The organism is Sediminicoccus sp. BL-A-41-H5 (genome assembly GCF_050632405.1).
GTDB lineage: Bacteria > Pseudomonadota > Alphaproteobacteria > Acetobacterales > Acetobacteraceae > Roseococcus.
In genome coordinates, this window is record NZ_CP192601.1 from 3,532,158 (window position 1) to 3,557,927 (window position 25,770).

Sequence of the window (25,770 nt, forward strand, 5' to 3'; positions counted from 1 at the left end):
GAATCGAAGGCCTGAACATGCGTGACGCGGAGTCGCGCCGTCAACAGCGGCGCCGTGCCCAGGCCTCTTCCACGGGGCCGAAGCCGCGCCGGTGATGCGGGCTGGGGCCGTGCTCCAGCAGGGCCTGGCGATGCTGCGCGGTGGGATAGCCCTGGTGCCGCGCGAAGCCATAGGCCGGCCAGCGCGCATCGAGCCGCGCCATCCCCGCATCGCGCAGCGTCTTCGCCAGGATGGAGGCGGCGGCGATGGAGAGGCTGAGCCCGTCGCCGCCCACCACGCAGCGAACCGGGCAGGGCAGGGCGGGCGGGCGGTTACCGTCCACCAGGGCGAGGTCGGGTGTCACGGGCAAGCGCAGGAGTGCGCGCCGCATGGCCAGGAGCGAGGCGGCAAGGATGTTGATCCGCCCGATTTCCGCCGCCGATGCGCCGCCCATCGCCAGTGCCAGGATGCCCTCGCGTTCGGCCGCGCGCAGGGCAAGCGCGGCGCCACGGCGTGCGGCCTCCTTCAGGCGCTTGCTGTCATCCAGCAGGGCGGCGAGCGCGGGGGGGCAGGGGCGGAGAAAGACGACCGCGGCGGCGATCACGGGGCCGGCGAGGGGGCCGCGCCCCGCCTCGTCCAGCCCGGCGACGAGCCCGCCCGCTGCCTCCTCAAGGCTGAAGTCAGGCATGGAGCCACCTTGCCGCGATCACGAATTGTGACGAAGCCGAAATCCTATTGCGAAGGAATATGAACATTTCTACATGACTTTTCGTTAACTAATAATCCATCCTGGAGACATCCATGCTTCCGACTTCCCGCCGCGGCCTGTTGGCCGCCAGCGCCACCGGCTTGCTTGCCGGCAAATCCGCCCTGGCTCAACCGGCGCTGCCGGCCAACTGGCCGGACCGTCCCATTCGCATCATCGTTCCCTATGCGGCGGGCGGCATCACGGATGTCATCAGCCGCGGCATGGCGGTCGGCCTCCAGGGCGCGCTGGGCCAGCCCGTGGTGGTCGAGAACCGCCCGGGGGCCAATGGCACGGTGGGTACGCTGGTCGCCGCCCGCGCCCCGGCCGATGGCACCACCATCACCATGGGGATCACCGACACCTTCGCCATCAACCGCTCCACCTTCCGCTCGCTGCCCTATAGCGACGAGAACGACTTCATGCCCATCTCGATGGTGACGCGCGTGCCCTTCGCGCTGATGGTGGGCGCGCATCGCCGCGAGATCACGGATTACGCGAGCTTCATCCGGGAGGCGCGGCGCGAGGCCGGGCGCCTCAGCCATGCCTCCTGGGGTGTCGGCTCCTCCTCGCACCTGGCGTTCGAATTCGTGGCCCGCGCTGAGCGCTTCGAGAAGCTGCATGTGCCCTTTGCCGCGCAGGCGCCCGGCATGCAGGCCGTCGCTTCGGGGCAGGTCGATTCCATGATGCTGCCGGTGGGCGGCGCCAACAGCCTGGCGCTGGACAACCGCGCCCGCATCCTGGCGCTGGCCCATCCGACGCGCATCGAGCTCACCCCCAATGTGCCGACGCTGAGCGAACTCGGCGTGCCGCTGGCGACCGGCCTCTGGCTTGCGCTCTACGCGCCGGCGCGGACGCCGGCGCCGATCATCGCGCGCCTCAACGCCGCCGTGCGCGAGGGCATGCGCAACGAGCAGACGCTGGCCGTCTTTCGCCAGCAGGCGGGCGCGGCCGAGCCCTCGACGCCGGAGGAACTGGCCGCCTTCGCCGCGCGGGAGCGCGTGCAGTGGGCGCAACTGGTGAACGAGAAGAACATCCGCGTCGAGTGATCTTCAGAATACATCCATAGGTTGCTGGAGTGTTAACGGCCCGGGGCCCCATGGTCCCGGGCATGATCAGCAACCGCCTCATCGCCGGCGCCGGATCGAAATCCGCGTCGCGGTTTACGAAGCCTTCATCCTTGCGGTGGCAGGTGGTGCGCATGATCACCACCAATTCCCTCGCCGCCTTCGCCAAGGAGGTCGCGCCCCAGAACCGCCTGCCCGAACGCCCCGTGGCCGAGGCCAGCGCCATCCGTCGCCAGATGCCGGGCGAGGGGGCGGCGATGCAGGCCGAGCCCATCGCCCAGCGTCGTCTGGAGGCCGTGCCCCCCGCGCCCAGCAAGCCCCTGCCGCGCGGATCGCTGCTCGATATGCGCGTCTGATCCAGGCATTCGCCTGATTAGTGGGCAATATCAGCAAGATTGCGACGATTTCATGCCGTATGCCCAATTCATGTTCTTCTGATGTGTTCGAATTCGTGAAATCTTGCCCCCATATTGCGGTGCATCATCGCAATTCACATTCGGGGGCATCCGAGCATGCGCATCCTTCTCCTTGCTGCGGCGACCATCGCGGGGCTTTCCCTCACGCCGCCGGCCCAGGCCCAGATCACGCTGGGCGAGAGCGGTCTCACGCTCACCACCACCGGCACCTATGCCAGCGACTACCTGTTCCGCGGCATCAGCCAGACGCGCTCGCGCATGGCCTATCAGGCGGCATCCGAGGCGGTGCACACCAGCGGCGTCTATGTTGGCGGCTTCATCTCCAATGTCAGCTTCCAGGGCCTGGACGCCCGGCAGGAGGTGGACGTCTATGGTGGCTATCGCATCACGCTGGGCGGCGTGAACCTGGATTTCGGCGGCATCGGCTACCTTTACCCGGGCTATACCCGCCCGCCAGGGGGCGTCTCCCCTGTCCTGGATTATGCCGAAATCTACGCCAAGGCGACCTATGAGATCGGCCCGGTGAACCTGCTGGGCGCGTTCAACTATTCGCCCAACTTCTTCGGCCGCTCGGGCGACGGCTTCTATGTCGAGGGCGGTGCCGACTGGAAGACCGGCGTCTGGGACCTGACGCTCGGCGGCCGCCTCGGCTATCAGTGGATCCAGCGCAACCAGGTCTTCGGCACGCCCGACTATGCCTGGTGGTCCGTCGTCCTTACCCGCGAGTTCGCGATCGAGAACATCGGCACCATCGTGGCGAGCGTCGGCTACTACGACACCTCGATCAGCAAGCAGGACTGCATCTACGGCACGGCGCAGAACATCTGCAGCGCGCGCGCCCTGGGCTCCATCGCCTTCCGGTTCTGAGCGTGGCGAGCACCCGGCCCTCGTGCCGGGTGTTGACCCGACCGTGACGCGGGCGGAGGCTTCCCCTTCCTCTCTGGAAGGCTGGTTCATGAAACCCGCGTCACTCCTTTTCCTCCTGATCGCCATCGGCGGTCCCGCCGCGGCGCAGGATCGCCCCACCCTCACCTCCACGCGTGACGTCGCCGTCACCTATCGCGTTGCCGCCGAGGGCGCGCCGCCAGGCGAGATGCGAATGTCCTGGCTCGCCGCCCGCCGCCTGATGCGGATGGACATGCCGGGCGGGCAGGGCTTCATCGTGCTCGACATGGGCGCGGGTACCGCCTTCATGGCGATGGCGGCGCAGCGCATGATCCTGGACATGCCGGCCAGCCAGATTGCCGCCCGCATGGCACCCCGCGCCGAGGCCCGCTTCACCCGCGAAGGCCCGGCCCGCATCGCCGACACGAATTGCGTGAACTGGCGCGTCGAGGATGACGGCCAGGCGGCGCGCATCTGCCTCACCGCCGATGGCGTGATGCTGCGCAGCGAGACCCTCTCGCGCAGTGCCACGGGCCCGGTGCCGGGCCTGCTGGAAGCCACCCAGGTGAGCTTCGGCCCGCAGGAGGCATCACGCTTCCAGCGCCCCTCGGGCTACCAGAACCTGCAACTCCCGCCGCCCGCGCAGATCGGCGCGGGGGGCATGCCGCGCGGCACGGCCATCCCGCCGCCCGGCCTCAACATGCCGGGACGCTGAGCCATGAACCTCTCCCGCCGCGGCCTCGCCGCCCTTCTCGCCACGCCGGCCATCGCCCGCGCGCAACCGGCCCCCTGGCCCAACCGCCCCGTGCGCCTCATCGCGCCCTTCCCGCCGGGCGGCGGTGTGGATCTGACCGCCCGCCTGCTGGCCGAGCCCCTGGGCCGGGCCACGGGCCAGACCATGGTCGTGGAGAACCGCGGCGGCGCGGGCGGCGTGATCGGCGTGGAAGCCATGTCGCGCGCCACACCCGATGGCTACACCCTCTCGCTGACCGGTGCCGGCACCATCACCGCCGGGCCGCATCTGCGCCGCCTGCCCTATGACGCCCTCGGGCTTGGGCACGTCACGCGGCTGGTGCGGATGCCGTTCATCCTGGCGGTCCGGACCGACCTGCCGGCCGCGAACCTCGCCGAATTCCTCGCCCTCGCCCGCCGCGGCGGCCTGCGCTACGCGAGCGGCGGCCCGGGCACCAGCCAGCACCTGGCGGGGGAGCTGTTCAACCAGCTCGCCGGCGTCTCCATCGAGCACGTGCCCTATCGCGGCACGGGCCCCGCGCTGAATGACCTCGCCGCCCGCGTGGTGGATGCCTATTACGGCGACCCGGCCACGCTCGGCCTCATCCAGGGCGGCCAGGCGCGCGCCATGGCCGTGACCTCGCCCGAGCGCTGGCCGCTCCTGCCCAATACGCCCGCCGCGATCGAGGCGGTGCCCGGCTATGTCGCCGAGAACTGGTATGGCCTGGCCGCACCCGCCGGCACGCCCGATGCGCTGCTGGATGCGATCAACGCCCAGGTGCTGCGCGTGATGGCCGAGCCTGACACGAAGCGCCGCTTCGACGAGGCCGGGCTGCATCCCGCCACCCTGTCGCGCGCCGACTACCTGGCCTTCCTGCGCGCCGACAGCGAGACCTGGGCGCGGGTGGTGCGGACCGGGAACATCAGGATCGGGGATTGAGCGTGCCGTCAGCCCACCGCCTCGCCGTGGATATCGGCGGGACCTTCACCGACCTCGTCCTGGAAACCCCGCACCGCACGCATTCGCACAAGCTGCTGACCACGCCCGACGCGCCGGAGCGCGCGGTCCTGGAGGGCGCCCGGCTCCTGCTGGCTTCTGCCGGCGTCGAAGCTTCCGCGCTTTCGCTGGTGCTGCACGGCACGACGCTGGCCACCAATGCGCTGATCGAGCGCAAGGGCGCGCGCACCGCGCTGCTCACCACGCAGGGTTTCCGCGACAGCGTCGAGATCGCCTACGAGCATCGCTTCGCCCAATACGATCTGACGATGGAGCGCCCGCCGCCGCTGGCGCCCCGCGCGCTGCGCTACACCGTGCCCGAGCGAATCGCGGCCGATGGCGGCGTGCTGCTGCCGCTGGACGAGGCTGCGCTTCATCAGGTGGCGCTGCAGGCGCGCGCGGATGGCGTGACCGCACTCGCCATCTGCTTCCTGCACAGCTTCACGAATGACGCGCATGAGCGCCGCGCGGCGGAGATCCTGGGCGCGCTGCTTCCCGGGGTCTCGCTCTCGCTCTCCTGCGAGGTCTGCCCCGAGGTGCGTGAATATGACCGCGCCAGCACAACGCTGGCCAACGCCTATGTGCGGCCGCTGATGGATGGCTATCTCGCGCGGCTGGAAGACGGGTTGCGCGCGCAGGGCATCGCGGCCCCCGTGCTGATGATGATGTCCTCCGGCGGGCTCTGCACCGTCGCCGCCGCGCGGCGCTTTCCGGTGCGCCTCGTCGAGAGCGGCCCGGCGGGTGGCGCCATCCTGGCGCGCCATGTCGCGGCGCAGAACGGCCTGAACCGCGTGCTGGCCTTCGACATGGGCGGCACCACGGCGAAGCTCACGCTCATTGACGATGGCAGCTTCCACATGGCGCGCAGCTTCGAGGTGGCGCGCGCCTATCGCTTCGTGCAGGGCAGTGGGCTGCCCATCCGCATCCCGGTGATCGAGCTGGTGGAGATCGGCGCGGGCGGTGGTTCCATCGCGCGGCGTGACGGGCTGGGCCGCATTCAGGTCGGCCCCGATTCCGCCGGCAGCGCGCCCGGCCCGGCCTGCTACGGGCTCGGCGGCGTGGCGCCCACCGTCACCGACGCCGATCTGCTGCTGGGCCGGTTGGACCCGAAGATGTTCGCGGGGGGCACCATCCCGCTGGATGAGGGCGCGGCGCGCACCGCCTTCGCGCCGCTCGGCGCCGATGCGCCGGTGGGTGTGGCCGAGATCGTGGACGAAACCATGGCCAGCGCGGCCCGCGTGCACGCGGTCGAGAATGGCGAGGACACGGCCGGCCGCACCATGATCGCCTTCGGTGGCGCGGCGCCGCTGCATGCCGCGCGCCTCGCGCAGAAGCTCGGCATCACGCGGGTGCTGGTGCCGCGTGGCGCGGGCGTGGGCTCCGCGCATGGCTTCCTCCAGGCGCCCATCGGCTTCGAGGTGGTGCGCACGCGCTACACGCGGCTCGATGCGCTGGAGGAGGCGGCGCTGGAGGCGATGTTCGCCGAGATGCGGCGCGAGGCGGAGGAGGTCGTCCTCCAGGCCGCGCCCCGCGAGGGCCTGGTCGAGGCCCGCACCGCCTTCATGCGCTATCGCGGCCAGGGGCATGAGATCGCCGTGCCCATCACGGCGGGCATCGGCGCCGCCGCGCTGCATGAGGCCTTCACCGCCGCCTATCGCGGCATCTTCGGCCGCGCCATCCCGGGCCTCCAGCCCGAGGTGATGACCTGGGCGCTGGCGCTCTCCAGCCCGCTGGCGCCGCCGCAGCGCCTGAGCGAAGTAGCGCCGCAGGATGCGCCGCCCGCCGCGCAACACCGCGCCCTGGTGGATCCGGCCACGGGCCTGACCGCGCCCGCCGCCATCCAGCCGCGCGATGCGCTGAAGCCCGGCGCCCGCGTGCCGGGTCCCGCCCTCATCATCGAGGATGAGACCACCACCGTGGTCCCCGCCGGCTGGTCCGCCAGCATCAACGCGGCCGAGCAGATCGTGCTGGAGTTCGCACCATGAACGACATCCGTCTCCAGGTGATGTGGAACCGCCTGCTCTCCGTGGTGGAGGAGCAGGCGCGCACCCTGGTCCGCACCGCCTTCTCCACCAGCGCGCGCGAGGCGGGCGACATCTCCGCCGGCGTCTTCGATGTCGAGGGGCGCATGCTGGCCCAGGCCGTCACCGGCACGCCGGGCCATGTGAATTCCATGGCGCGCAGCGTGAAGCATTTTCTGGCTGCCATTCCCGCCGAGAGCATGCGCGAGGGTGACCACTACATCACCAATGATCCCTGGCTCGGCACAGGCCATCTCTACGACGTCGTCGTCACCTCGCCCGCCTTCCACAGGGGCAAGCTAGTCGGGCTGTTTTCCTGCACGGTGCATGTGGTGGATATCGGCGGCATCGGCCTTTCGCCCGATGGCCGCCAGGTGTTCCACGAGGGGCTGCGCATTCCCATCATGCCGCTGGCGCGCCAGGGCGTGGTGGACCCCTGGCTGGTCAACCTCATCCGCGTGAATGTGCGCGAACCGGTGCAGGTGGAGGGTGATCTCTACGCGCTGATGGCCTGCAACGAGACGGGCGAGCGCCGCCTCTCCGCCATGCTGGCCGAGAACGGGCTGGATGACCTCGAAGTGCTGGGCGCGCACATCATCGCGCGCTCCGAAGCCGCGATGCGGGCCGAGATCGCGAAGCTGCCCAAGGGCAGCTGGAAAAGCCACATGCGCATCGACGGCATGGAGGCGCCCATCGATCTCCACGCCACGCTCACCATCGCGGATGACCACATCGCCGTGGACTATGCCGGCACCTCGGCGCAGAGCGGCTACGGGATCAACTGCCCGCTCTGCTACACCGATGCCTATACCGCCTTCGGCATCCGCTGCATCATCGGCCCCGAGATCCCGAACAACGCCGGCACGCTCGACCTGATCCGCGTGACGGCGCCGGAGGGCAGCATCCTCAACGCGCTCTCGCCCGCGGCGGTGAATGCGCGCAGCACCATGGGCCACATGCTGCCCGACGTGGTCTTCGGCGCGCTCGACCAGGCGCTGCCCGGCCGCGTGCCGGCAGAGGGCACATCGAACCTCTGGAACCTCAAGCTCGGTGCCGGCCAGGGGCTGACGGGCGCGACGCCGCGCCCCTTCATGGTGACGATGTTCCACTCCGGCGGCGCCGGCGCGCGCCCCGCGCAGGATGGGCTCTCGGCCACGCCCTACCCGTCGGGCGTGAAGAATGTGCCGGTGGAGGTGACGGAGACGGTGGCGCCCATCGTCGTCTGGCGGAAGGATCTGCGCGACGGCTCAGGCGGAGCGGGCCGCTACCGCGGTGGCGACGGGCAGATCATGGAAGTGGCGCATCGCCATGGCGAGGCCTTCGGCATCTTCGCGACCTTCGAGCGCGTGCACCATCCCGCGCGTGGCCGCCATGGCGGCCAGGATGGTGCGCGCGGCGTGGTGCGCCTGGCATCGGGGGCCACGCTGAAGGCCAAGGGCTTCCAGGTCATCCCGGCGGGGGATCGGCTGATCGTCGAGATGCCGGGCGGCGGCGGCATGCATCCGCCCGAGACGGAGTGAGGCCGCGCTTGCCGCAATGGCGCAGCCTGGTCCTCGCGGCCTTCCTCGCGGTCTCGGGCCTGCCCGTCGCCGCGCGTGAGGCCCCGCCGGACCCGCAGAGCCTGGGGGCGCTGGCGCGCATCGCGCAGAATCCGCTCGCCAAGGTCTATAGCGTGCCCTTCCAGAACAACACCAACTTCGGCGAGGGGCCGCGCAAGCAGGCCGGGAACATCCTCAACATCCAGCCGGTGCTGCCCTTCGGGATCAATGACGACTGGAACCTGATCACCCGCACCGTCTTCCCCGTCACCTCCCAGCCCGGCCTCTCTCCGGGGCAGGGCGGCAGCTTCGGCCTGGGCGCCACGCAAGGCTCCTTCTTCCTCTCGCCGGTGCGGCAGACGGATGGCATCGGCTGGGGGGCGGGCGTGCTGGTGCAGGCACCGAGCGTGACGCAGCCCGCGCTGGGCAGCCGTGTCTGGGGCGCCGGGCCCTCGGGCATCGCGCTCGCCATGCGCGGGCCCTGGGTGGTGGGCACGCTGCTGAACAATGTCTGGTCCTTCGGCGGCGGGCCGCAGGACGCCTACAACACATTCACCTTCCAGCCGCTCATCAACTACAATTTTGCGCGATCGCCGGGCACCTATCTCTCGACCCAGCCCCTCATCACGGCGGATTGGCTCGCACCCCCGGGGCAGCGCTGGACGGTGCCGGTGGGCCTGGCGCTGGGGCAGGTGTTCCGTGTCTCCGGCCAGGCGATGAACGCCAATCTCGGCGCCTACTACAACGTCATCCGGCCGGACAACGCGCCGTCCTGGCAGCTCCGCTTCCAGCTCGTCTTCCTGTTTCCGCGCTGAGGCGGGGTGGCTTGCGCCACCGCAAGGCGCGGGTTCATGCTGGCATTGCAACATGCGGCACGCGACGCATTGGCATCGAGGTGTAGCATGATGGCCGTTCCCCTCCTTCGGGCTGCAGCAGCGATGCTGTGCGCCGCGGCATTCCCCGCCCTGGCGCAGCCAGCGCATGATCCGAACGACGCGGCGGCGCTGGCGCGGGCGGTGCAGAACCCCGTCGCCAACATGTCGAGCCTGCCCTTCCAGAACAACACGAACCTGGAGGCCGGGCCACGCAAGCACACGCAGAACATCCTCAACATCCAGCCGGTCGTGCCCTTCGCGCTCAACAACGACTGGAACGTGATCACCCGCACCATCCTGCCGGTGATGTCGCAGCCGGGGATGATGCCGGGGCAGGGCACCACCTTCGGCCTGGGCGCCACGCAATTCACCGCCTTCCTCTCCCCCGCGCGTCCGATGGATGGCCTGATCTGGGGCGCGGGGCCGATCGTGCAGATCCCGACCACGACGGATCAGGCGCTGGGCAGCAATATCTGGGGGGCGGGGCCCTCGGCCGTGGCGCTCACCATGCGCGGGCCCTGGGTGATCGGCGCCCTGGTGAACAACGTCTGGTCCTTCGGCGGGAACCGCACCAATTCGTACAACATGTTCACCACGCAGCCCTTCATCAACTACAACTTCCCCCATTCGCCGGGCACCTACCTGTCCAGCTCGCCCATCATCACCGCGGATTGGATGGCGCGCAGCGGGCAGCAATGGACGGTGCCGGTGGGCCTGGCGCTGGGCCAGGTGTTCCGCGTCCACGGCCAGGCGGTGAACGCGCAGCTGGGCGCCTATTACAACGCGATCCGGCCGGACAACGTGGCGTCCTGGCAGATCCGCGCGCAGGTCTCCTTCCTCTTTCCGCGCTGAGCCACGCGTCGCCAAATGGCGAAAAAGCCATGCGGCTTTCATTGGTATCGCTTGTCCAAGTTTTGCATCCTCGGTTTGGATGAGATGGCAAGCAAAGCCGCCCGGAGTAAGTGCGCACCCGCCGCGCCAGCCAGGACCAGGAAGGACAGACACATGACGATCTCCCGCCGCTCGGCCCTTGCCGGCATGGGGCTCATGGGCATGGCGCCCAACACGGGCGCGCTCGCCGAAGGCCTTCGCCTCTTCGAGGGGATGGAAGATTTCTGGCTGGCCAGCGAGGCCTATATCTACGGCTACCCGCTCGTCACCATGGAGATGACGCGCCGGATCATCACCAACGTGCCGGCGGTGCAGGGCACGCGCGGCCCGATGGGCCACATCATCAAGCTGCGCGAATATCCCAATGCCAGCTTCCGTGACGTCACGGCGCCGAACGCCGACACGCTCTACACCACCTCCTTCTTCGATGTGGGGCAGGAGCCGATGGTACTTTCCCTGCCGGACATGAAGGGGCGCTACGCGCTGTTCCCGCTGCTGGACGGCTGGACCACGGTGTTCCAGGTGCCGGGCAAGCGCACCACCGGCACGGGCCCGCAGGTCTATGCCATCACCGGCCCGGGCTGGCGCGGTACGCTGCCGCCCGGCGTCACCGAATACAAGTCGCGCACCAACATCGTCTGGCTGCTGGGCCGCATCTACTGCACCGGCACGCCCGAGGATTACCGCGAGGTGCACGCCCTGCAGGACCAGGTCTCGCTGGTGCCGCTCAGCGCCTATGGCCGGCCCTACACGCCGCCGCCGGGCCGCGTGGACCCCGCGATCGACATGCGCACTGCGGTGCGTGACCAGGTGAACCGCATGTCCGCGGTGGAATACTTCACGCTGCTGGCGCAGCTCATGAAGCAGAACCCGCCCAACCCGGGCGATGCGGAGCACGTCGCGCGCTTCGCCCGCATCGGCCTGGTGCCCGGCCAGGATTTCGACGCGAGCAAGCTGCGCGCCGATTTCGTGAGCCGCATCCCGTCCGTCTCCTTCGACCGCATCATGATCCAGTTCCGGATCAATCCGGCCGTGAACAACAAGAACGGCTGGGCCTTCACCACCCGCACCGGCATCTATGGCACCGACTATCTCATGCGCGCGCTGATCACGGCGATCGGCCTCGGCGCCAACCGCCCGCAGGACGCGGTCTATCCGACGTCGCAGAAGGATGCGCATGGGCATGACTACAGCGGCGCCAACCGTTACGTCATGCGCTTCGCCCCGGGACAGTTGCCGCCCGCGGACGGCTTCTGGTCCCTGACGATGTACGACGCCGACTATTTCTTCGTGGCGAACCCGATCAACCGCTACTCGATCAGCGCGCGGCAGGATCTGAAGCGCAACCCGGACGGCTCGGTGGATCTGCTGATCCAGCACGCCTCGCCCGGGCCGGATCGCGAGTCCAACTGGCTACCGGCGCCGGCGGGCAAGTTCGTGCTGATGATGCGCCTCTACTGGCCGCGCGAGCACGACCCCTCGATCCTGGATGGCAGCTGGACCATCCCGGCCGTCACCAAGGTCTGAGGCTTTGCTGAGAGACTGATTCACGCCTTTGGTGAAGCCACCAAAAGGCGATCCAGCCTTGCCGAGAGGATGATTTACCGCTTCGGTGATTCCACCTCAGCGGATCATGCTCTACCCCCGCGCGACCTGACTGCCGGCGACGGCGGCCAGATTCGCGATGCCGCGCGCCGTCACACTCGGCGTCAGTACATGGATGGGCTTGTTCATGCCGAGCAGCATGGGGCCCACCTGCAGGCCGTCTGCCACCGCCTTCACCAGGTTGAAGGCGATGTTGGCGGCGTCGATGTTCGGGAAGACCAGCAGGTTCGCCGTGCCCTCCAGCGGCGAATCCGGCACCGCCCGCGCCCGGATCAGCGGCACCAGCGCGGCATCGGCATGCATCTCGCCATCCACCTCGAGGTCAGGCGCCGCGGCATGGATCAGCTTGAGGGCGGCGCGCATCTTCCGCGCCGAGGGCGCGCCCGAGGCACCGAAGGAGGAGTGGCTCAGCAGCGCCACCTTGGGCGTCAAGCCGAAGCTCTTCACCTGCTCGGCCGCCAGCAGCGTCATTTCGGAGATCTGCGCTGCCGTCGGTTCCACCAGCAGATGCGTGTCCACGAAGAAAAGCGTGCCGTTCTGCGTGATGACGGCGGTCAGCGCATAGGCGCGGCTCACCTCGGCGCGGGCGCCGATGATGCCCAGCGCATGCTCCCACTCGCTCATCCAGTCGCCATGGCCGCCGACGATGGCGGCATCGGCATGCCCCGCCTCCAGCAGCAGCCCGGCCGCCACGGTGGGGCGCGAGACGACGCGGCGCCTGGCGGCGGCGGGCGTGATGCCGCGCCGGCAGACCTTGGACTCGTAAAGCTCGACCAGCGGGGCAAACAGCTCCGGCTGCTCCTCCGGATGCATCACGCGCACGGATTGGCCGAGCGCCATCCGCAGGCCGAGCGCCTTCAGCTTCGCCTCGATCACCGGCGTGCGGCCGACCAGGATGGGCTCCGCCGTGCCTTCGTCCAGCACGGTCTGCACGGCGCGCAGCGTGCGCTCATCCTCACCCTCGGCGAAGACGATTCGCGCGGGCTTGCGGCGCGCCGATTCCTGCACCGGGCGCATGAGGTTGCCCGAGCGGAAGACGAAGCGGCTGAGATCGGCGCGATAGGTGTCGAAATCCGCGATGGGGCGGCGCGCCACGCCGCTGTCCATCGCGGCCCGGGCGACGGCGGGCGCGATTTCCAGGATCAGTCGCGGGTCAAAGGGCTTGGGGATGATGTATTCCGGGCCGAAGACAGGCGCCGTGCCGCCATAGGCGGCGGCCACCACCTCGCTTGCCTCGACGCGCGCGAGCGCGGCGATGGCCTCGACGGCGGCGACCTTCATCGCCTCGTTGATCGTCGTCGCCCCCGCATCCAGCGCGCCGCGGAAGATGAAGGGGAAGCAGAGGACGTTATTGACCTGGTTCGGGTAGTCCGTGCGGCCGGTCGCCACGATCGCATCCGGCCGCGCGGCACGCACCGCCTCGGGCAGGATCTCGGGGTCGGGGTTGGCCAGCGCCAGCACCAGCGGCTTGGGCGCCAGCTTGTGCAGCCATTCGCCCTTCAGCACGCGCGGCGCGGAGAGACCGAGGAAGACATCGGCGCCGTCCAGCACCTCGGGCAGGGTGCGGGCGTTGGTCTCCTGCGCGTAGCGCGCCTTGGTGGAATCGAGCCCCGGGCGGTCCTTGTAGACCACGCCCTCGATGTCGCAGACCGTCACGTTCTCGCGCTTCAGGCCCATGGTGAGCAGCAGGTCGAGGCAGGCGAGCGCCGCGGCGCCGCCGCCCGTGTTCACCAGCTTCACATCCTCGAGCTTCTTGCCCTGCAGCAGCAGCCCGTTACGCACGGCGGCGGCGACGATGATGGCGGTGCCGTGCTGGTCATCATGAAAGACCGGGATATTCATCCGCGCGCGCAGCCGGGCCTCGATCTCGAAGCATTCGGGCGCCTTGATGTCCTCCAGGTTGATGGCGCCGAAGCTGGGTTCGAGCGCGGCAACCACCTCGACGAAATGGTCGATTTCGGTCGCCTGCACCTCGACATCGATGGAATCGATGCCGGCGAAGCGCTTGAAGAGGACGGCCTTGCCCTCCATCACCGGCTTGGAGGCCAGCGGGCCGATATTGCCCAGGCCCAGCACCGCCGTGCCATTGGTGATGACGGCGACCATGTTGCCGCGCGTGGTGTAGTCCCAGGCCTTGTCGGGATCGGCCGCGATCTCCTCGCAGGCGGCGGCGACGCCGGGGGAATAGGCGAGTGCGAGGTCGCGCTGGGAGGCCATGCGCTTGGTGGGTTCGATGGCGAGCTTTCCTGGCCGCGGGAAGCGGTGGTAGTCGAGCGCGGCGCGGCGGAAATCATCGTCCATGTCAGAACCCCTTGAACCGGAGCGAAGATGCGGCCTGCCCGGCCTGGAAGCAACCGCGGAAGATGCGTCGGCACGCTGCCTGTGAGGGCGGGCGTGGAGCTGGCCTGGCGCGCCCATCCGGCCGCAACGCGGCCGGCGCCGCCCAATCGCCGGTGATGTCGAGGATGCCTGCCGCGCGGCGAAGCCAAGCCCACGGAGTGGGCGTCCGGCGTTTGAGGGCAAAGGAAATGGTGCGGTCGAGAAGATTCGAACTTCCAAGGGGTTTCCCCCACCAGCACCTCAAGCTGGCGTGTCTACCATTCCACCACGACCGCAGACGAGAGCGTCCTAGCGCATGATCCCGAGCTGTTCAACCGACCCAGGCGAAAAACCGCAATGGCGGATCACCGAGGGCCTCACCCCCTATCCCGAGGCGCTGGCGGCCATGGAGGCGCGCGTGGCCGCCATCCGCGCCGGCACGGAGAGCGAGGCGGTTTGGCTCGTCGAGCATCCCCCCAGCTACACCGCCGGCACCAGCGCGCGGGCGGAGGAACTGATCGAGCGGCGCTTCCCGCATTACGCGGCCGGGCGCGGCGGACAATGGACCTATCACGGGCCGGGCCAGCGGACCGCCTATGTCATGCTCGACCTGACGCGCGCGCATGGAACCGTGCCCCCGCGGGACGTGCGCGCCTATGTGCATGGTCTTGAGGAATGGATGATCCGCGCGCTCGATCGGTTCAACATCCGCGGCGAGCGGCGAGAAGGGCGCGTCGGCATCTGGGTGGTGAAGCCAGGCGGTGCCGAGTTCAAGATCGGCGCCATCGGCGTGCGGGTGACGCGGTGGGTCTCCTGGCATGGCATCGCGCTCAATGTGGAGCCTGATCTCTCGCATTTCGGCGGGATCGTGCCCTGCGGCATCGCCGAGCATGGCGTGACCAGCCTGCACGACCTGGGCGTCCTGGCGACGATGGAAGAAGCTGATTCGGCACTGATGTCGGCTTGGGACGAGGTGTTCGGCGCCGGCGCGGGTGTCTGATTCGCGCCACAGTGGCGGTGGCGCGGCCCCGTTGGGGTGCCAGAACGCTTGACAATCCGACCTTGAGGAATGTCCAATCAAATTGACATATGATGCGTCAATTTAGATTGACATTCTGGGTAAGGTCAAGATCGCAATGGGACACGACCCACAGGCGGAGATCGCGCGGCCCAGCGCTGCCGCCCTGTCCTGCGCCCTGCCGCACCCAAGCCGCCACTGCTTCCGTCCCTGGCGCGCGGTCCCCCCGCGCGATGCCGCGGCGCCGAAGCCCCGAGGAACCCGCTCCTGGGTTCATCACGCAACGTCCACAGGTCTCTAAAGGAGGGACTGAACATGTCGAACGAAAGCAAGGTCTGGCCGACCGGCTTGACCGTCGGGGAGGCGGAGGAGCTGCACCGCTACCTCATCAGCGGGACGCGCACCTTCGGCTTCATCGCCGCCTGCGCGCATTTCCTCGCCTATACGCTCACGCCCTGGCTGAAGTAGGAGGACCACCCCATGATCAATGGCAAGATGTGGCTGGTGGTGAAGCCCACCGTCGGCATCCCGCTGATGCTGGGTGGCGTCGTCGTCTCCGCGCTGTCCATCCACACGGCGATCCTGGTGAACACCACCTGGTTCCCGGCCTTCCTGCAGGGCAAGCCGCGCGCCGCGGCCAGCCTGTCGGACGGGAGCGCCCCGGCCGTGGCGCTCATGAAGCCGGGAACACCCAGTGAGCACGCGTCCCTGCTGGTGAAATAGCCAGGACCGCTTCTCAACGGTGTGACGGGGGGCCGACCCTTGGTTGGGCCGACCCCTCATTCGCCCCTTCGAGCCTCTCGCCGGGACGGGAGAAGCCGCGCATGAATCCACTGACCAGCAAGATCATCCATGGTTGGGCCAGCCTGGGCCCGAAATTCCTGCCCTTCGCCGACGCCGCGACGCCGGAGATGCCGCTCTCGCGCCTCCTGCGCCTCTCGCTCTTCCAGGTTTCGGTCGGCATGGCGATGGTGCTGCTGATCGGCACGCTCAACCGCGTGATGATCGTGGAGCTGGCGGTGCCGGCCTCGCTCGTCGCCATCATGCTCTCGCTTCCGCTGGTCTTCGCGCCCTTCCGCGCGCTGATCGGCTTCCGCTCCGACACGCATCGCTCCTTCCTCGGCTGGCGGCGGGTCCCCTTCATCTGGCAGGGCACGCTGATCCAGTTCGGTGGGCTGGCCATCATGCCCTTCGCGCTGCTGGTGCTGGCCGGCGAGGGCGAGGCGCTGGACGCGCCGCGCTGGATCGGCCTCGCCGGCGCCGGCCTCGCCTTCCTCATGGTCGGCGCCGGGCTGCACACCACCCAGACCGTGGGCCTCGCCTTGGCGACGGACCTCGCGCCGCCCGAGGCGCAGCCGAAGATCGTGGGCCTCATGTATGTCATGCTGCTGGTCGGCATGATCGGCAGCGCTGTCGTGTTCGGCGCGCTGCTGTCGGATTTCACGCCGGGCAAGCTGATCCAGGTGATCCAGGCCTCGGCCGTGATCACGCTCGTGCTGAACGTGGTGGCGCTGTGGAAGCAGGAGGCGCGAAACCCCGCGCGCACCGCCTTCCATCTGCCCGAGCCGAGCTTCCGCGAATCCTGGGGCAGCTTCATCGAGGGTGACCAGGCGCTGCGGCGCCTCATGGCGCTCGGTCTCGGCACCGCGGCCTTCTCGATGCAGGATGTACTGCTCGAGCCCTATGGCGGGCAGATCCTGGGCCTCACCGTCTCCGCCACCACCACGCTGACGGCGAGCCTGGCACTCGGCGGGTTGATCGGCTTCAGCTACGCGTCCCGCGTGCTCAGCCGCGGGGTGGACCCCTTCCGGATGGCGAGCTTCGGCGTGGTGTTCGGCATGCCGGGCTTCGCGCTGGTGATCCTGGCCGCGCCCTTGCAGTTGCCGCTGCTGTTCGGCCTGGGCGTGCTGCTGATTGGCTTCGGCGGAGGCTTGTTCAGCCATGGCACGCTGACGGCGACCATGAACCTCGCCCCGCGGGATCAGGTGGGCCTCGCGTTGGGCGCCTGGGGCGCGGTGCAGGCCACGGCGGCGGGCGTGGCGATGGCGCTGGGCGGCGTGATCCGCGACGTGGTGACGGGCTGGGCCGGCCCGAAGGGCACGGGCGCCATGTTGGGCTATGCCAGCGTCTATGTGATCGAGATCGCGCTGCTGCTGGCCGCGCTCGTGGTGATGCTGCCCCTGCTGCGCCGCAGGGGCGTCACGGCGCAGCCGATCTGAAGGCGGGGTCCGGGGTGACACTGTCACCCCGGCGGGGGTTCCGGGGGCAGCGCCCCCGGATCGTCCTTAACGCCCGCGCGCCAGGAACCCGCGCTGCTGCGCCGGCGCCGCCGGCCGCTTCCGCCCCGCATCGCCCAGCGGCTTCACCCAGGCGCGTTCCGGCGCGGCCGGGCGGTTGGGCGCGCGCGGCTCGTCGCGGTGATGGTCGCGCCGGTCATGATCCCGGCCGCCATGCTCGCGCTTCGGCGTGCGCTGGTTCTGCTGCGGGGCGCCGCCGCGGCCGCGCTGCGGGCGCACGGGCGTGGCGCGATCATTCAGCGGCACCGTCGGGTTGGAACGCCGATCCTCGCTGTCGATCTTCTGGCGCGTCACCTTCTCGATGGCGCGCAGCAGGCCGACCTCGTCCGGCGCCACCAGCGCGATAGCCACGCCCGAGGCGCCGGCGCGCGCGGTGCGGCCGATGCGATGGACGTAGGTCTCCGGCACTTCCGGCAGTTCATGCTGGATGACGTGCGTCACCTCCGGCACGTCGATGCCGCGGGCCGCGATGTCGGTCGCCACCAGCACCGGCGCGCGGCCGGACTTGAACTCGGCCAGCGCCCGCTCGCGCTGCGACTGGCCCTTGTTGCCGTGGATGGCATTGGCGGCGATCCCGTCCTGCTCCAGCGACTTCACGATCTTGTCCGCGCCATGCTTGGTGCGCGAGAAGATGAGAACGCGGCCCACGCCCTCGCCGCGCAGGATGCCGGTGAGTGCGGCGCGCTTGCCCGCGCCATCCAGGAAGATGACCTTCTGGTTCACGCGCTCGGCCGTGGTCGAGACGGGGGTGACTTCCACGCGGACCGGATCGGTCAGCATGTCGGCGGCCAGGCGCGCGATATCGGGCGGCATGGTCGCGCTGAAGAACAGCGTGCGGCGCTGCGTCGGCACCTGCGCCACGATCTTGCGGATGGCCGGGAAGAAGCCCTGGTCGAGCATCTGGTCGGCCTCGTCGAGGACCAGAATCTGCGTGTGGTCCAGCCGGGCATGCTTGGTGCCCATATGGTCCATCAGGCGGCCGGGGGTGGCGACCAGCACGTCCACGCCGCGGGCGAGCGCCCGCTGCTGCGGCACATGGCCGACGCCGCCGAAGACGGTGGCGACGGAATAGCCCATGTGGCGGCCATAGGTCTTGAAGCTCTCGGCGATCTGGGAGGCCAGCTCGCGCGTCGGGCTCAGCACCAGCACGCGGCAGCCGCCGCGCGGCGGATGGCCGCCCATTTCAGCGAGGCGATGCAGGATGGGCAGCGCGAAGGCGGCGGTCTTGCCGGTGCCGGTCTGCGCGATGCCGAGGATGTCCCGCCCCTGCAGCGCGGCGGGAATCGCCTGCGCCTGGATGGGCGTGGGGGTGGTGTAGCCGGCCTGTTCCAGTGCGCTCAGGAGGAGGGGGTTGAGGCCGAGTTCTTGAAAGGAGGTCATGACAAATCCAGCTGCGCGGCGCGCGATTCGCGGCCGCGGAAGTTCAGGGTTGGACACCCCGCGTGGCTGGGCTGATCCGGGAGAAGCATCGAAGGACCCGGCAGTTCGGCTGCCGTATGGCGTCTCAGTCGGACTGAAGCGCGGCGCCGCTCACGCGGCCGGGTCCTGGCGGGCATGCTTGCCCGCGTGATGGCTGCCATATGGTGCATCGCAAAACAAAGCGCAAGGCAAATCCGCACCGCGCATGTCGGGCATGCGCGGGCTCACCACAGGCCCGGCAGCCAGAGCGAGAGCACCGGCAGGAAGGCCAGCACGATGATGCGGATGAAGTCGGACGCCACGAAGCCCATCACGCCGCGATAGGTCTCGCCCATCGGCACATCCTTCGCCATCGCGTTGATGACGAAGAGGTTCAGGCCGAAGGGCGGTGAGATCATCCCCACTTCGACCGACATGAGCACCAGGATGCCGAACCAGACCAGTACCTGCTCCCGCCCCAGGCCGAAATCGAGGCTGAGCATGAGGGGTATGAAGATGGGCAGCGTCAGCAGCACCATCGCCAGGCTCTCCATGAAGCAGCCCAGGATGAAGTAGATCAGCAGGATCATCAGCAGGATGACGATGGGCGCCACGTCGAAGGTGGCGACCACGGCCGAGAGCTCCGCCGGTAGGCGGGAGAGGGCCAGCGCGGCGCTGAACAGCTCCGCCCCCAGCAGCACCACGAAGATGAGGCCTGTGGTGACGGTGGTGGAGAGCAGGCTCTCCTTCAGCCCTTCCCAGCGCATGCCGCCCAGGGTGACGGCCAGCAGGAAAGTGGCCGCGGCGCCGATAGCGGCGCCCTCGGTGGCGGAAAACCAGCCGCCATAGATGCCGGTGACGACGAGGATGAAGACCATGGCCACGGGCCAGACCTCGCCCGTCGCGCGCAGCTTTTCACGGAAGTCCAGCCGCTCGGCCGGCGGCGCCGCGCCAGGGTTAAGCCGCGCGTAGATGTTCACCACCAGCATATAGCCGGCGGTCGCGATCAGCCCGGGAATGACGGCCGCCACGAAGAGCGTGCCGATGCTCATCTCCGTATAGATCGCATAGATCACGAGGATGACGCTGGGCGGGATCAGGATGCCGAGCGTGCCGCCGGCGGCCAGCGTGCCGGTGGCCAGGGCCGGCGAATAGCCATGGCGCCGCATCTCCGGCCCCGCCACCTGGCTCATCGTGGCGGCGGTGGCCAGCGAGGAACCGCAGATGGCGCCGAAGGCCGCGCAGCCCCCGATGGTGGCGACCGCGAGGCCGCCACGCCAATGCCCCATCCAGGCCCGCGCGCATCGGAACAGCGCGCGGTTCATGCCGCCCTTGGTCGCGAAATCGCCCATCAGCAGGAACAGCGGGATGACCGAGAGCGTGTAGGAGGAGAAGCGGCTGAAGGTCATCGAGTTCAGCGTGGCAAACAACCGATCCCAACCGCCGATGGTGGCGAAGCCGGCGCCCCCCACCAGCAGCATCGCTACCCCCACCGGCATGCGCAGCGCGATGAGCACGAGGGCGGCGGCGAACATCGCCAGCCCGATGTCGAAATCGCTCATGCCGTCTTCCGCACGCGGGCCGCGCTTTCCAGCGCCACGAAGGCCGAGCAGACCATCCAGATCGCCATGCCGATAGCCGCCCCCGCATAGCCCCACCAGAAGGGGATCTCCAGGAACATGGTCTCCCGCTCGCGGTCCCAATTGTTGTAGCCGCCGATGGCGAGCCGCCAGGCGAGGACGAAGACGACGGCCGCCGCCACGCTGCGCATCAGCGCATCGAGCCCGGCCAGGCCGCGCGCCGGCAGCTTCTGCGTGAAGAAATCCACCATCACATGCGCGCCGCGCATCTCGGCGAGCGGCAGGCAAAAGGCGACGGCGACACCCAGCAGCATCTCGACAATCTCGGAATCGCCCAGGATCGGCTTGTTGATCACCGCCCCCTGCAGCACCGAGCCGGTGGTGACCGCGACGGCGGCGATGAGCAGCAGGCCCCCGAAGAGCGCGGCCCAGGTGGCGATGCCCTCCAGCGCCGCGCGCAGCTTCGGAAACGGGACGAAGGCCGGCGTCGCGAGGACGCCGTGTTCCGTGACCTCCGGTGCGCTCAAGTGGGCCGGCCGTAGCGCGCGGTGATGGTCTGGATCGTCTCGAAGAGCTGGCGGCCATTGCGGTTGCGCCGCGTCATCTCGCCCATCCAGGCCTCATAGGCCGGTGCGACCGCCGTGCGCCAGCGCGTCATCTCGGCCGGGCTGATCTCGATGATCTCGTTGCCTGCGTTGCGCGCGGCATCGATGGCGGGCTGGGTCTGCGTGTCCCAGGCCTCGCCCAGCTGCTTCGACAGCGCGGCGCCGGAGTTGGCGTCAATCACCGCGCGCAGTTCGGGCGGCAGGCGCATGTAGCTGCGCTGGTTCATCAGCGTCAGCAGCATGCCCTGGAAGAGGCCGACGCCTGGCGGCTCGCTGTGGTATTTCGAGACCTCGAAGAGGCGGAAGGGCTGGGTGATGGCCCAGTTGATCAGGAAGCCATCCACCTGGTTGCGCGACGCCGCCTCATAGACGCCGCCCAGCGGAATGCCGACAGGCGTGGCGCCCATCGCCGTCACCGCCTCGCCGATGAAGCGGCCGGCCACGCGCAGCCGCAGCCCGCGGAAATCCTCCAGCGTGCGCACCGGACGGCGCGAGGTGTGGATCAGCGCGCGGTCGGTCGAGTGGATCGAGATGATCTTGATGCCGCGATATTCGGTGTCCGCCAGGTTCTGCGAGACATATTCGTAGGCGGCCTGCGACATGGTGGCGCTGCGGCCGGTGTTCATGAAGGGCATCTCCAGCCCTTCCGTCCCCATGAAGCGGCCGGGGGTGAAGCCCGGCACGGTCCAGATGATGTCGACCACGCCGTCTTCCAGCTGCTGCGGCAGGTCGCGCGGCTGGCCGCCCAGCTGCATGGCCGGGAAGCTCTGGATGACGATGCGTCCCTGCGATTGCTGGTTCACCCGCTCGGCCCAGCGATCGAGGTGGATGGTGTGGTCCAGCGCGGTCGGCGAAGAGAAGCTGTGGAGCCGGAGCGTGAAGACCTGCTGCGCGCGGGCCACGAGGGGGGCGGCCAAGCCGCCCAAGGCCAGGCCGGTGGCCAGGGCATCACGTCGTTGCATGCTTGCTCTCCTTCGTTTCAGGGAGCGTCGCAAGCTTTCGTGCAGCGTGGCAAGGCGCGTCTCGCGGGAATTGATGCACCCGACCCGCATGCGCCCGCGGGAAGGGCAGGGGCTGCCCGTTTCCTCACCGCTTCGCGCGCCGCCAAATCGCGCGGGCCCGGCAACGCGATGCGTCCGCGTTGGTTTGCAGGGAAGCGGCGCGGTTGTCGCGCGGTGTGACGAAGCCAGGAAGGAATGAAAGCCATGGACAAGGATCGGGTGGCCGGCGCGGCCAAGCAGGCCAAGGGCGCGGTCAAGGATGCGGCCGGCAAGCTCACCGGCGATGCGAAGCTCCAGGCCGAGGGCAAGGCCGACAAGGCCGCCGGCAAGGTGCAGAACGTAGCCGGTGGCTTGAAGGACGCGGCCCGCAAGGCGACCGGCGGGTAGCCAGGGGCATGCCGCCCCTTTTCTCATCCCCCTGCGCCGCCGACAGCATGGAGGCCTCCATGAGCCTGTTCTCCTCCATCATGCACCGCGTCTTCGGCGGGGCATCGGCGGCGCTGCCTGACCCGGCGGCCCCGGCGCGAACGCAGATCGCCCCGCCACCCGCCCCTGCCCCTGTGAATGTGGAGGCCGTGCTGAGCGATCTCGCCGCAGCAAAGGGCGGGGGCGGGAACTGGCGCAGTTCCATCGTGGACCTGCTGAAGCTGCTCGAACTGGATTCCAGTCTCGCCGCGCGCCATCAACTCGCCCAGGAATTGCAGGTCCATGCCGGCGCCGATGGCTCGCCCGAGCAGAACATGGTGCTCTCCCGCGCCGTCTGGCGCGCGCTTGCCGCGCATGGCGGGCAGGTGCCGGAGAGCCTGAGGGGCTGAGCGCGCCTATTGCACCGCGGATTCCGGAATCCAGCCCTGCTCGGCGAAGATGCGGCCCAGGCGCAGGCCGAGCGCATCGCCGATGCGCCGACCCTCCGAGCCCACATCGGCCGAGCGCGCCTCGCTCACGCTGGAGAGGATGGCGTTGGAGGCGGCCATCGTCGCGATGCGCCCGACAGCGGCGCCCGCGCCCATCGTGCCCACGGCCCCCGGCGTCATCGGGCTTTGCGCCGTGGCCTCGAAGCTGCTGATCAGCCGGGGCGCGGCATGGCCGTCGCGGTAATAGACCTGCACCTCCACGGCGACGCTGCTGCGCCCGCGGCCAAAGCCGATCAGGTTGCGCTGCGTCTGGTTGCCCTGGTCCACCGAGAGCAGGTGCCCCTCCACGATCACCACCCGCGCGCCGCTGGGCGTGGGCGCGCGGCCGACGCGCTCCGCCGGGAGGCCGAAGCCCTGCAGCTTCGCCGTGACCTCGGCGGCCACACCGCTCGCCGCCTGGCGCCCGGCGGCGAGGCGCTGCTGGCTGAGGCTCTGATCGCTCGTCATCTGCGTCAGGCGCTGGCGCACGCCGTCATCGAGCTTCACGTCATTCGCCGCAACGCCCGGGTCCACCACGTAGATCCGCTCGGGCCGGGGCAGGCGGCGCCCGGAATAGCCGGCGATCTGCTCCACCTGCGGCGCCGTGCAGGCGGCCAGGGTGAAACCGGGCGCGAGGGCGAGGACGGCACGGCGGCCGGGCTGCGATGCGTGGGACATGAGGCCTCCGTCAGGCATGGACGGGCGAGCCTAGCGGGAGCTTGTCCGCACTGGGAAGCTAAAGGCTTGGTCGCCTGGTGAAGCCGGGCTCCTCCGGCGGTTCGGCGAATTGTTCCTCGATGCGCGTCACCTGCGCGAGCGGCGGGCCGCGGCGGCAGGCGGTGAGCACGGCGTTCAGCCCATCCTCCTCGCCGGCCAGCAGCGCTTCCACCGTGCCGTCGGCGCGGTTTCGCACCCAGCCGGCGATGCCGTGGCGCCGCGCCTCGCGCACCAGCCAGTCGCGGTAGCCCACCCCCTGCACGCGCCCGGCGATGCGAAGGAGGCGGGCCTTCATCCCTGGCTCAGCGACGCGAGCCGCGCGGCCAGCGCGAGGTCGGCCGCCACCTTCTCGCGGCGTTCCTCGGCCTCCCAATCGAGGCCCCAGCGCTCCTCCTGAAAGAGCTCATCCAGCACGGCCAGGCGATGCGCGGCGGCCGGCTCCAGCGCGCCATGGACGACGGCCAGGCCCAGCACGCAGCTGCCCAGCGCCGGCACCAGCACGCCCAGCGCCGAGAGGCCGACAGGCGAGAGCCCCGCCACCGCCGCGTGCAGCGCGGCCAAAGCCTCAGGCTTCTGCGCGACCGGCATGATGCCGCGCGTGACGCGCAGCTCCGCGCCGAAGCTCGCCTGCGCCCAGTCGAGCCAGGGCTGCCAGGCCGCGTCCTGCCGGGTGGCCAGCGCCTCATCCTCGGCGCGGTAGCAGAGCAGGTCCGTCTCCGCGTATTTCGCGATGGCCGCGATGGTGGCCGCCGGGTCGGGCGCGATGCGCTCCGCCGCCGTGCCGGTGAGGCGGGTGAGGGGCACGTCCTCCCAGGACATTTCGCCGCCGCGCTCGCCGCCCGCCGCTTGCCATTCGGCGGCGAGCGCCTCGCCCAGTTCGCGGGTGGCGACGCGCAGCGAGGCGCCGGTCGGCAGCTTCACGGGCCGCCCGTCGAGATGGATGGCGAAGCCGTCGCCCTCTGCCACACAGGTGGCCTGATTCCAGAAGCGTTTCATGACGGGGGCGTTCTTAGAGCATCCGTCCGCCCGGTGGAATCAGGGAATCAGGCGGCCTGGCTGAGCCCGAGTTCCGCCAGCGCCGCCTCGACCGCGCGCAGCACCTGCGCCACTTCCGGCAGGCCGATGTCGCCGATGGCACCGATGCGGAAGCTGGGCGTCTCCGTCGTGAAGTAGCTGCTGATCGTCACGCCGTTCCGCTTCAGCGCGGCCACGAAATCGGCCAGCACGAGCCCCGCTGGTTGATGCACCGTGACCACGATCGGTCCCTGGTGCGCCTCCTCCAGATAGGGCTTGAGCCCGAGCGCCTTGAGGCCGCGATGCAGCGCAGCCGCATTGGCTTCATACCGCGCGAGGCGCACGGCGCGCCCGCCCTCGGCATCGAAGCGATCAAGCGCCACGTCGAGGGCGCGCAGCGTCTGCACGGGGCCGGTGAAGCGCAGGCTGCCCATGCCATTCACCCGGCTGTTCACCAGCACGTCCGAGAGATCGAGGCTCCAGGAGCGCGCATTGCCCGCGCATTGCTCCGTGCGGTCCACCCGCGCCACCGCGAAGCCGAACCCGGGCAGCCCCTCCAGGCACTTGTTTGAGGTGAAGACCACCGCGTCCATCTCCGGCTGGGCCGCGAGGTCGAGCGGCAGCGCGCCGAAGGCCGAGACGGCGTCCAGGATCATCCGCCGTCCGGCCGCGCGCACCACGGCGCCGATGGCCGCCGGGTCGTTCACGATGCCGCTGCCGGTCTCGCTCTGCACCATGCCGAGATGGCCGCATTCCGGATGCGCGGCCAGCGCGGCCTCGACCTCGGCGGCCGTGATGCCGCACGTGTCGGGTGCGTGCAGCTCGACCACCTCGCGCCCCGCCTCGCGCGCCAGCCGCGCCATGCGGACCGCATATTCGCCGTTCATCGGGATCAGGATGGAGCCGCCCGGCGCCACATAGGTGCGGATCGCGGCCTCCAGGATCATGTGGCCCGCGCCCTGCAGCGGGAGCGTCACATGCTCGCCCTCCACGCCGCCCGCGATCACGCGGATGCGCTCGCGCAGGCGGGTGTAGAAGGGGCGGAAGGCGGCGTCCCAGGGGGCGATGTCCTCGGCCATGGCGGCGCGCACCGAGGGGTGGGTCTGCACGGGGCCGGGGGTGAGGAGCAGCATCGCGGGTCTTCCAGGGTCTGAGCTGCGGCTCTTGCCGCGAATTC

26 protein-coding genes and 1 tRNA gene are annotated in these 25,770 nt (G+C 69.7%); 16 read left to right on the forward strand and 11 right to left on the reverse strand.

The window, feature by feature from the left end:
- Nucleotides 1-40: 40 nt before the first annotated feature.
- On the reverse strand, nucleotides 41-667 hold the full coding sequence (locus ACQ860_RS17290) for a ribonuclease HII (protein WP_431304577.1): 627 nt from the start codon (nucleotides 665-667) through the stop codon (nucleotides 41-43).
- A 113-nt stretch (nucleotides 668-780) separates the two neighbouring features.
- Here ACQ860_RS17290 and ACQ860_RS17295 point away from each other — a divergent pair, with 113 nt between their 5' ends.
- From ACQ860_RS17295 to ACQ860_RS17340, 10 genes are all read left to right on the forward strand, one after another.
- Nucleotides 781-1,773 carry a Bug family tripartite tricarboxylate transporter substrate binding protein gene (locus tag ACQ860_RS17295; RefSeq protein WP_431304578.1) on the forward strand — a complete coding sequence of 331 codons (993 nt, stop codon included), beginning with the start codon at nucleotides 781-783 and terminating at the stop codon, nucleotides 1,771-1,773.
- Between the two features lie 152 nt (nucleotides 1,774-1,925).
- A complete protein-coding gene (locus ACQ860_RS17300) occupies nucleotides 1,926-2,147 on the forward strand; it encodes a hypothetical protein (RefSeq protein ID WP_431304579.1) in 222 nt (73 codons plus the stop codon).
- A 156-nt stretch (nucleotides 2,148-2,303) separates the two neighbouring features.
- Nucleotides 2,304-3,074, forward strand: coding sequence for a TorF family putative porin (locus ACQ860_RS17305; protein ID WP_431304580.1), 771 nt, complete (start codon nucleotides 2,304-2,306; stop codon nucleotides 3,072-3,074).
- 88 nt (nucleotides 3,075-3,162) lie between these two features.
- Nucleotides 3,163-3,807, forward strand: a complete 645-nt coding sequence (locus ACQ860_RS17310) for a hypothetical protein (protein ID WP_431304581.1) — start codon at nucleotides 3,163-3,165, stop codon at nucleotides 3,805-3,807.
- 3 nt (nucleotides 3,808-3,810) lie between these two features.
- On the forward strand, nucleotides 3,811-4,764 hold the full coding sequence (locus tag ACQ860_RS17315) for a Bug family tripartite tricarboxylate transporter substrate binding protein (RefSeq protein ID WP_431304582.1): 954 nt from the start codon (nucleotides 3,811-3,813) through the stop codon (nucleotides 4,762-4,764).
- A gap of 2 nt (nucleotides 4,765-4,766) precedes the next feature.
- The gene (locus ACQ860_RS17320; protein ID WP_431304583.1) at nucleotides 4,767-6,806 is read left to right on the forward strand and encodes a hydantoinase/oxoprolinase family protein; all 2,040 of its coding nucleotides are present in this window, start codon (nucleotides 4,767-4,769) and stop codon (nucleotides 6,804-6,806) included.
- Nucleotides 6,803-8,362, forward strand: coding sequence for a hydantoinase B/oxoprolinase family protein (locus ACQ860_RS17325; RefSeq protein ID WP_431304584.1), 1,560 nt, complete (start codon nucleotides 6,803-6,805; stop codon nucleotides 8,360-8,362). The genes ACQ860_RS17320 and ACQ860_RS17325 overlap by 4 nt, the downstream gene beginning before the upstream one ends.
- An 8-nt stretch (nucleotides 8,363-8,370) precedes the next feature.
- A complete protein-coding gene (locus ACQ860_RS17330) occupies nucleotides 8,371-9,195 on the forward strand; it encodes a hypothetical protein (RefSeq protein WP_431304585.1) in 825 nt (274 codons plus the stop codon).
- A gap of 90 nt (nucleotides 9,196-9,285) precedes the next feature.
- Nucleotides 9,286-10,107, forward strand: coding sequence for a hypothetical protein (locus tag ACQ860_RS17335; protein WP_431304586.1), 822 nt, complete (start codon nucleotides 9,286-9,288; stop codon nucleotides 10,105-10,107).
- Between the two features lie 153 nt (nucleotides 10,108-10,260).
- On the forward strand, nucleotides 10,261-11,673 hold the full coding sequence (locus ACQ860_RS17340; RefSeq protein ID WP_431304587.1) for a DUF1254 domain-containing protein: 1,413 nt from the start codon (nucleotides 10,261-10,263) through the stop codon (nucleotides 11,671-11,673).
- A gap of 111 nt (nucleotides 11,674-11,784) precedes the next feature.
- Here the strand turns inward: ACQ860_RS17340 and ACQ860_RS17345 are convergent, their stop codons facing one another.
- Both ACQ860_RS17345 and ACQ860_RS17350 read right to left on the reverse strand, forming a co-directional pair.
- Nucleotides 11,785-14,052 carry an NADP-dependent malic enzyme gene (locus ACQ860_RS17345; RefSeq protein WP_431304588.1) on the reverse strand — a complete coding sequence of 756 codons (2,268 nt, stop codon included), beginning with the start codon at nucleotides 14,050-14,052 and terminating at the stop codon, nucleotides 11,785-11,787.
- A gap of 228 nt (nucleotides 14,053-14,280) precedes the next feature.
- Nucleotides 14,281-14,366: transfer RNA gene (locus ACQ860_RS17350), tRNA-Leu, on the reverse strand.
- Nucleotides 14,367-14,386: 20 nt separating this feature from the next.
- On the opposite strand from ACQ860_RS17350, the gene lipB reads away from it, so the two are divergent.
- The 4 genes from lipB (at nucleotide 14,387) to ACQ860_RS17370 (ending at nucleotide 17,307) form a co-directional block, all read left to right on the forward strand.
- Complete coding sequence (gene lipB, locus ACQ860_RS17355; RefSeq protein ID WP_431304589.1) at nucleotides 14,387-15,070, forward strand: lipoyl(octanoyl) transferase LipB; 684 nt, start codon at nucleotides 14,387-14,389, stop codon at nucleotides 15,068-15,070.
- 333 nt (nucleotides 15,071-15,403) lie between these two features.
- Entirely contained in the window at nucleotides 15,404-15,556 is a 153-nt protein-coding gene (gene pufB, locus ACQ860_RS17360) for a light-harvesting antenna LH1, beta subunit (protein WP_431304590.1), read from the forward strand.
- A 12-nt stretch (nucleotides 15,557-15,568) separates the two neighbouring features.
- Entirely contained in the window at nucleotides 15,569-15,811 is a 243-nt protein-coding gene (locus tag ACQ860_RS17365; protein ID WP_431304591.1) for a light-harvesting protein, read from the forward strand.
- Nucleotides 15,812-15,912: 101 nt separating this feature from the next.
- On the forward strand, nucleotides 15,913-17,307 hold the full coding sequence (locus ACQ860_RS17370) for a PucC family protein (RefSeq protein WP_431304592.1): 1,395 nt from the start codon (nucleotides 15,913-15,915) through the stop codon (nucleotides 17,305-17,307).
- A gap of 66 nt (nucleotides 17,308-17,373) precedes the next feature.
- Here the strand turns inward: ACQ860_RS17370 and ACQ860_RS17375 are convergent, their stop codons facing one another.
- The 4 genes from ACQ860_RS17375 to ACQ860_RS17390 form a co-directional block, all read right to left on the reverse strand.
- Nucleotides 17,374-18,765 carry a DEAD/DEAH box helicase gene (locus ACQ860_RS17375; RefSeq protein WP_431304593.1) on the reverse strand — a complete coding sequence of 464 codons (1,392 nt, stop codon included), beginning with the start codon at nucleotides 18,763-18,765 and terminating at the stop codon, nucleotides 17,374-17,376.
- A 263-nt stretch (nucleotides 18,766-19,028) separates the two neighbouring features.
- Nucleotides 19,029-20,345 carry a TRAP transporter large permease gene (locus ACQ860_RS17380; protein WP_431304594.1) on the reverse strand — a complete coding sequence of 439 codons (1,317 nt, stop codon included), beginning with the start codon at nucleotides 20,343-20,345 and terminating at the stop codon, nucleotides 19,029-19,031.
- Nucleotides 20,342-20,890: a TRAP transporter small permease gene (locus ACQ860_RS17385; RefSeq protein WP_431304595.1), complete on the reverse strand. Its 549-nt coding sequence runs from the start codon at nucleotides 20,888-20,890 to the stop codon at nucleotides 20,342-20,344. Before ACQ860_RS17385 ends, ACQ860_RS17380 begins: the two co-directional genes overlap by 4 nt.
- Nucleotides 20,887-21,930 carry a TRAP transporter substrate-binding protein gene (locus ACQ860_RS17390; RefSeq protein ID WP_431304596.1) on the reverse strand — a complete coding sequence of 348 codons (1,044 nt, stop codon included), beginning with the start codon at nucleotides 21,928-21,930 and terminating at the stop codon, nucleotides 20,887-20,889. Before ACQ860_RS17390 ends, ACQ860_RS17385 begins: the two co-directional genes overlap by 4 nt.
- Before the next feature lie 243 nt (nucleotides 21,931-22,173).
- On the opposite strand from ACQ860_RS17390, the gene ACQ860_RS17395 reads away from it, so the two are divergent.
- Both ACQ860_RS17395 and ACQ860_RS17400 read left to right on the forward strand, forming a co-directional pair.
- Nucleotides 22,174-22,356 (forward strand): CsbD family protein, encoded by a 183-nt coding sequence (locus tag ACQ860_RS17395; RefSeq protein ID WP_431304597.1) that lies wholly within the window; start codon nucleotides 22,174-22,176, stop codon nucleotides 22,354-22,356.
- 59 nt (nucleotides 22,357-22,415) lie between these two features.
- A complete protein-coding gene (locus ACQ860_RS17400) occupies nucleotides 22,416-22,784 on the forward strand; it encodes a DUF3597 domain-containing protein (RefSeq protein ID WP_431304598.1) in 369 nt (122 codons plus the stop codon).
- A 6-nt stretch (nucleotides 22,785-22,790) separates the two neighbouring features.
- Here the strand turns inward: ACQ860_RS17400 and ACQ860_RS17405 are convergent, their stop codons facing one another.
- From ACQ860_RS17405 to ACQ860_RS17420, 4 genes are read right to left on the reverse strand one after another with little or no spacing between them, the layout of a single operon-like run.
- Nucleotides 22,791-23,540 (reverse strand): DUF4410 domain-containing protein, encoded by a 750-nt coding sequence (locus ACQ860_RS17405; RefSeq protein ID WP_431304599.1) that lies wholly within the window; start codon nucleotides 23,538-23,540, stop codon nucleotides 22,791-22,793.
- A gap of 58 nt (nucleotides 23,541-23,598) precedes the next feature.
- A complete protein-coding gene (locus ACQ860_RS17410) occupies nucleotides 23,599-23,874 on the reverse strand; it encodes an acylphosphatase (protein WP_431304600.1) in 276 nt (91 codons plus the stop codon).
- Nucleotides 23,871-24,575: an ATP12 family chaperone protein gene (locus tag ACQ860_RS17415; RefSeq protein ID WP_431304601.1), complete on the reverse strand. Its 705-nt coding sequence runs from the start codon at nucleotides 24,573-24,575 to the stop codon at nucleotides 23,871-23,873. The genes ACQ860_RS17410 and ACQ860_RS17415 overlap by 4 nt, the downstream gene beginning before the upstream one ends.
- A 47-nt stretch (nucleotides 24,576-24,622) precedes the next feature.
- On the reverse strand, nucleotides 24,623-25,726 hold the full coding sequence (locus tag ACQ860_RS17420; protein ID WP_431304602.1) for a 2-aminoethylphosphonate--pyruvate transaminase: 1,104 nt from the start codon (nucleotides 25,724-25,726) through the stop codon (nucleotides 24,623-24,625).
- Nucleotides 25,727-25,770 lie beyond the last annotated feature (44 nt).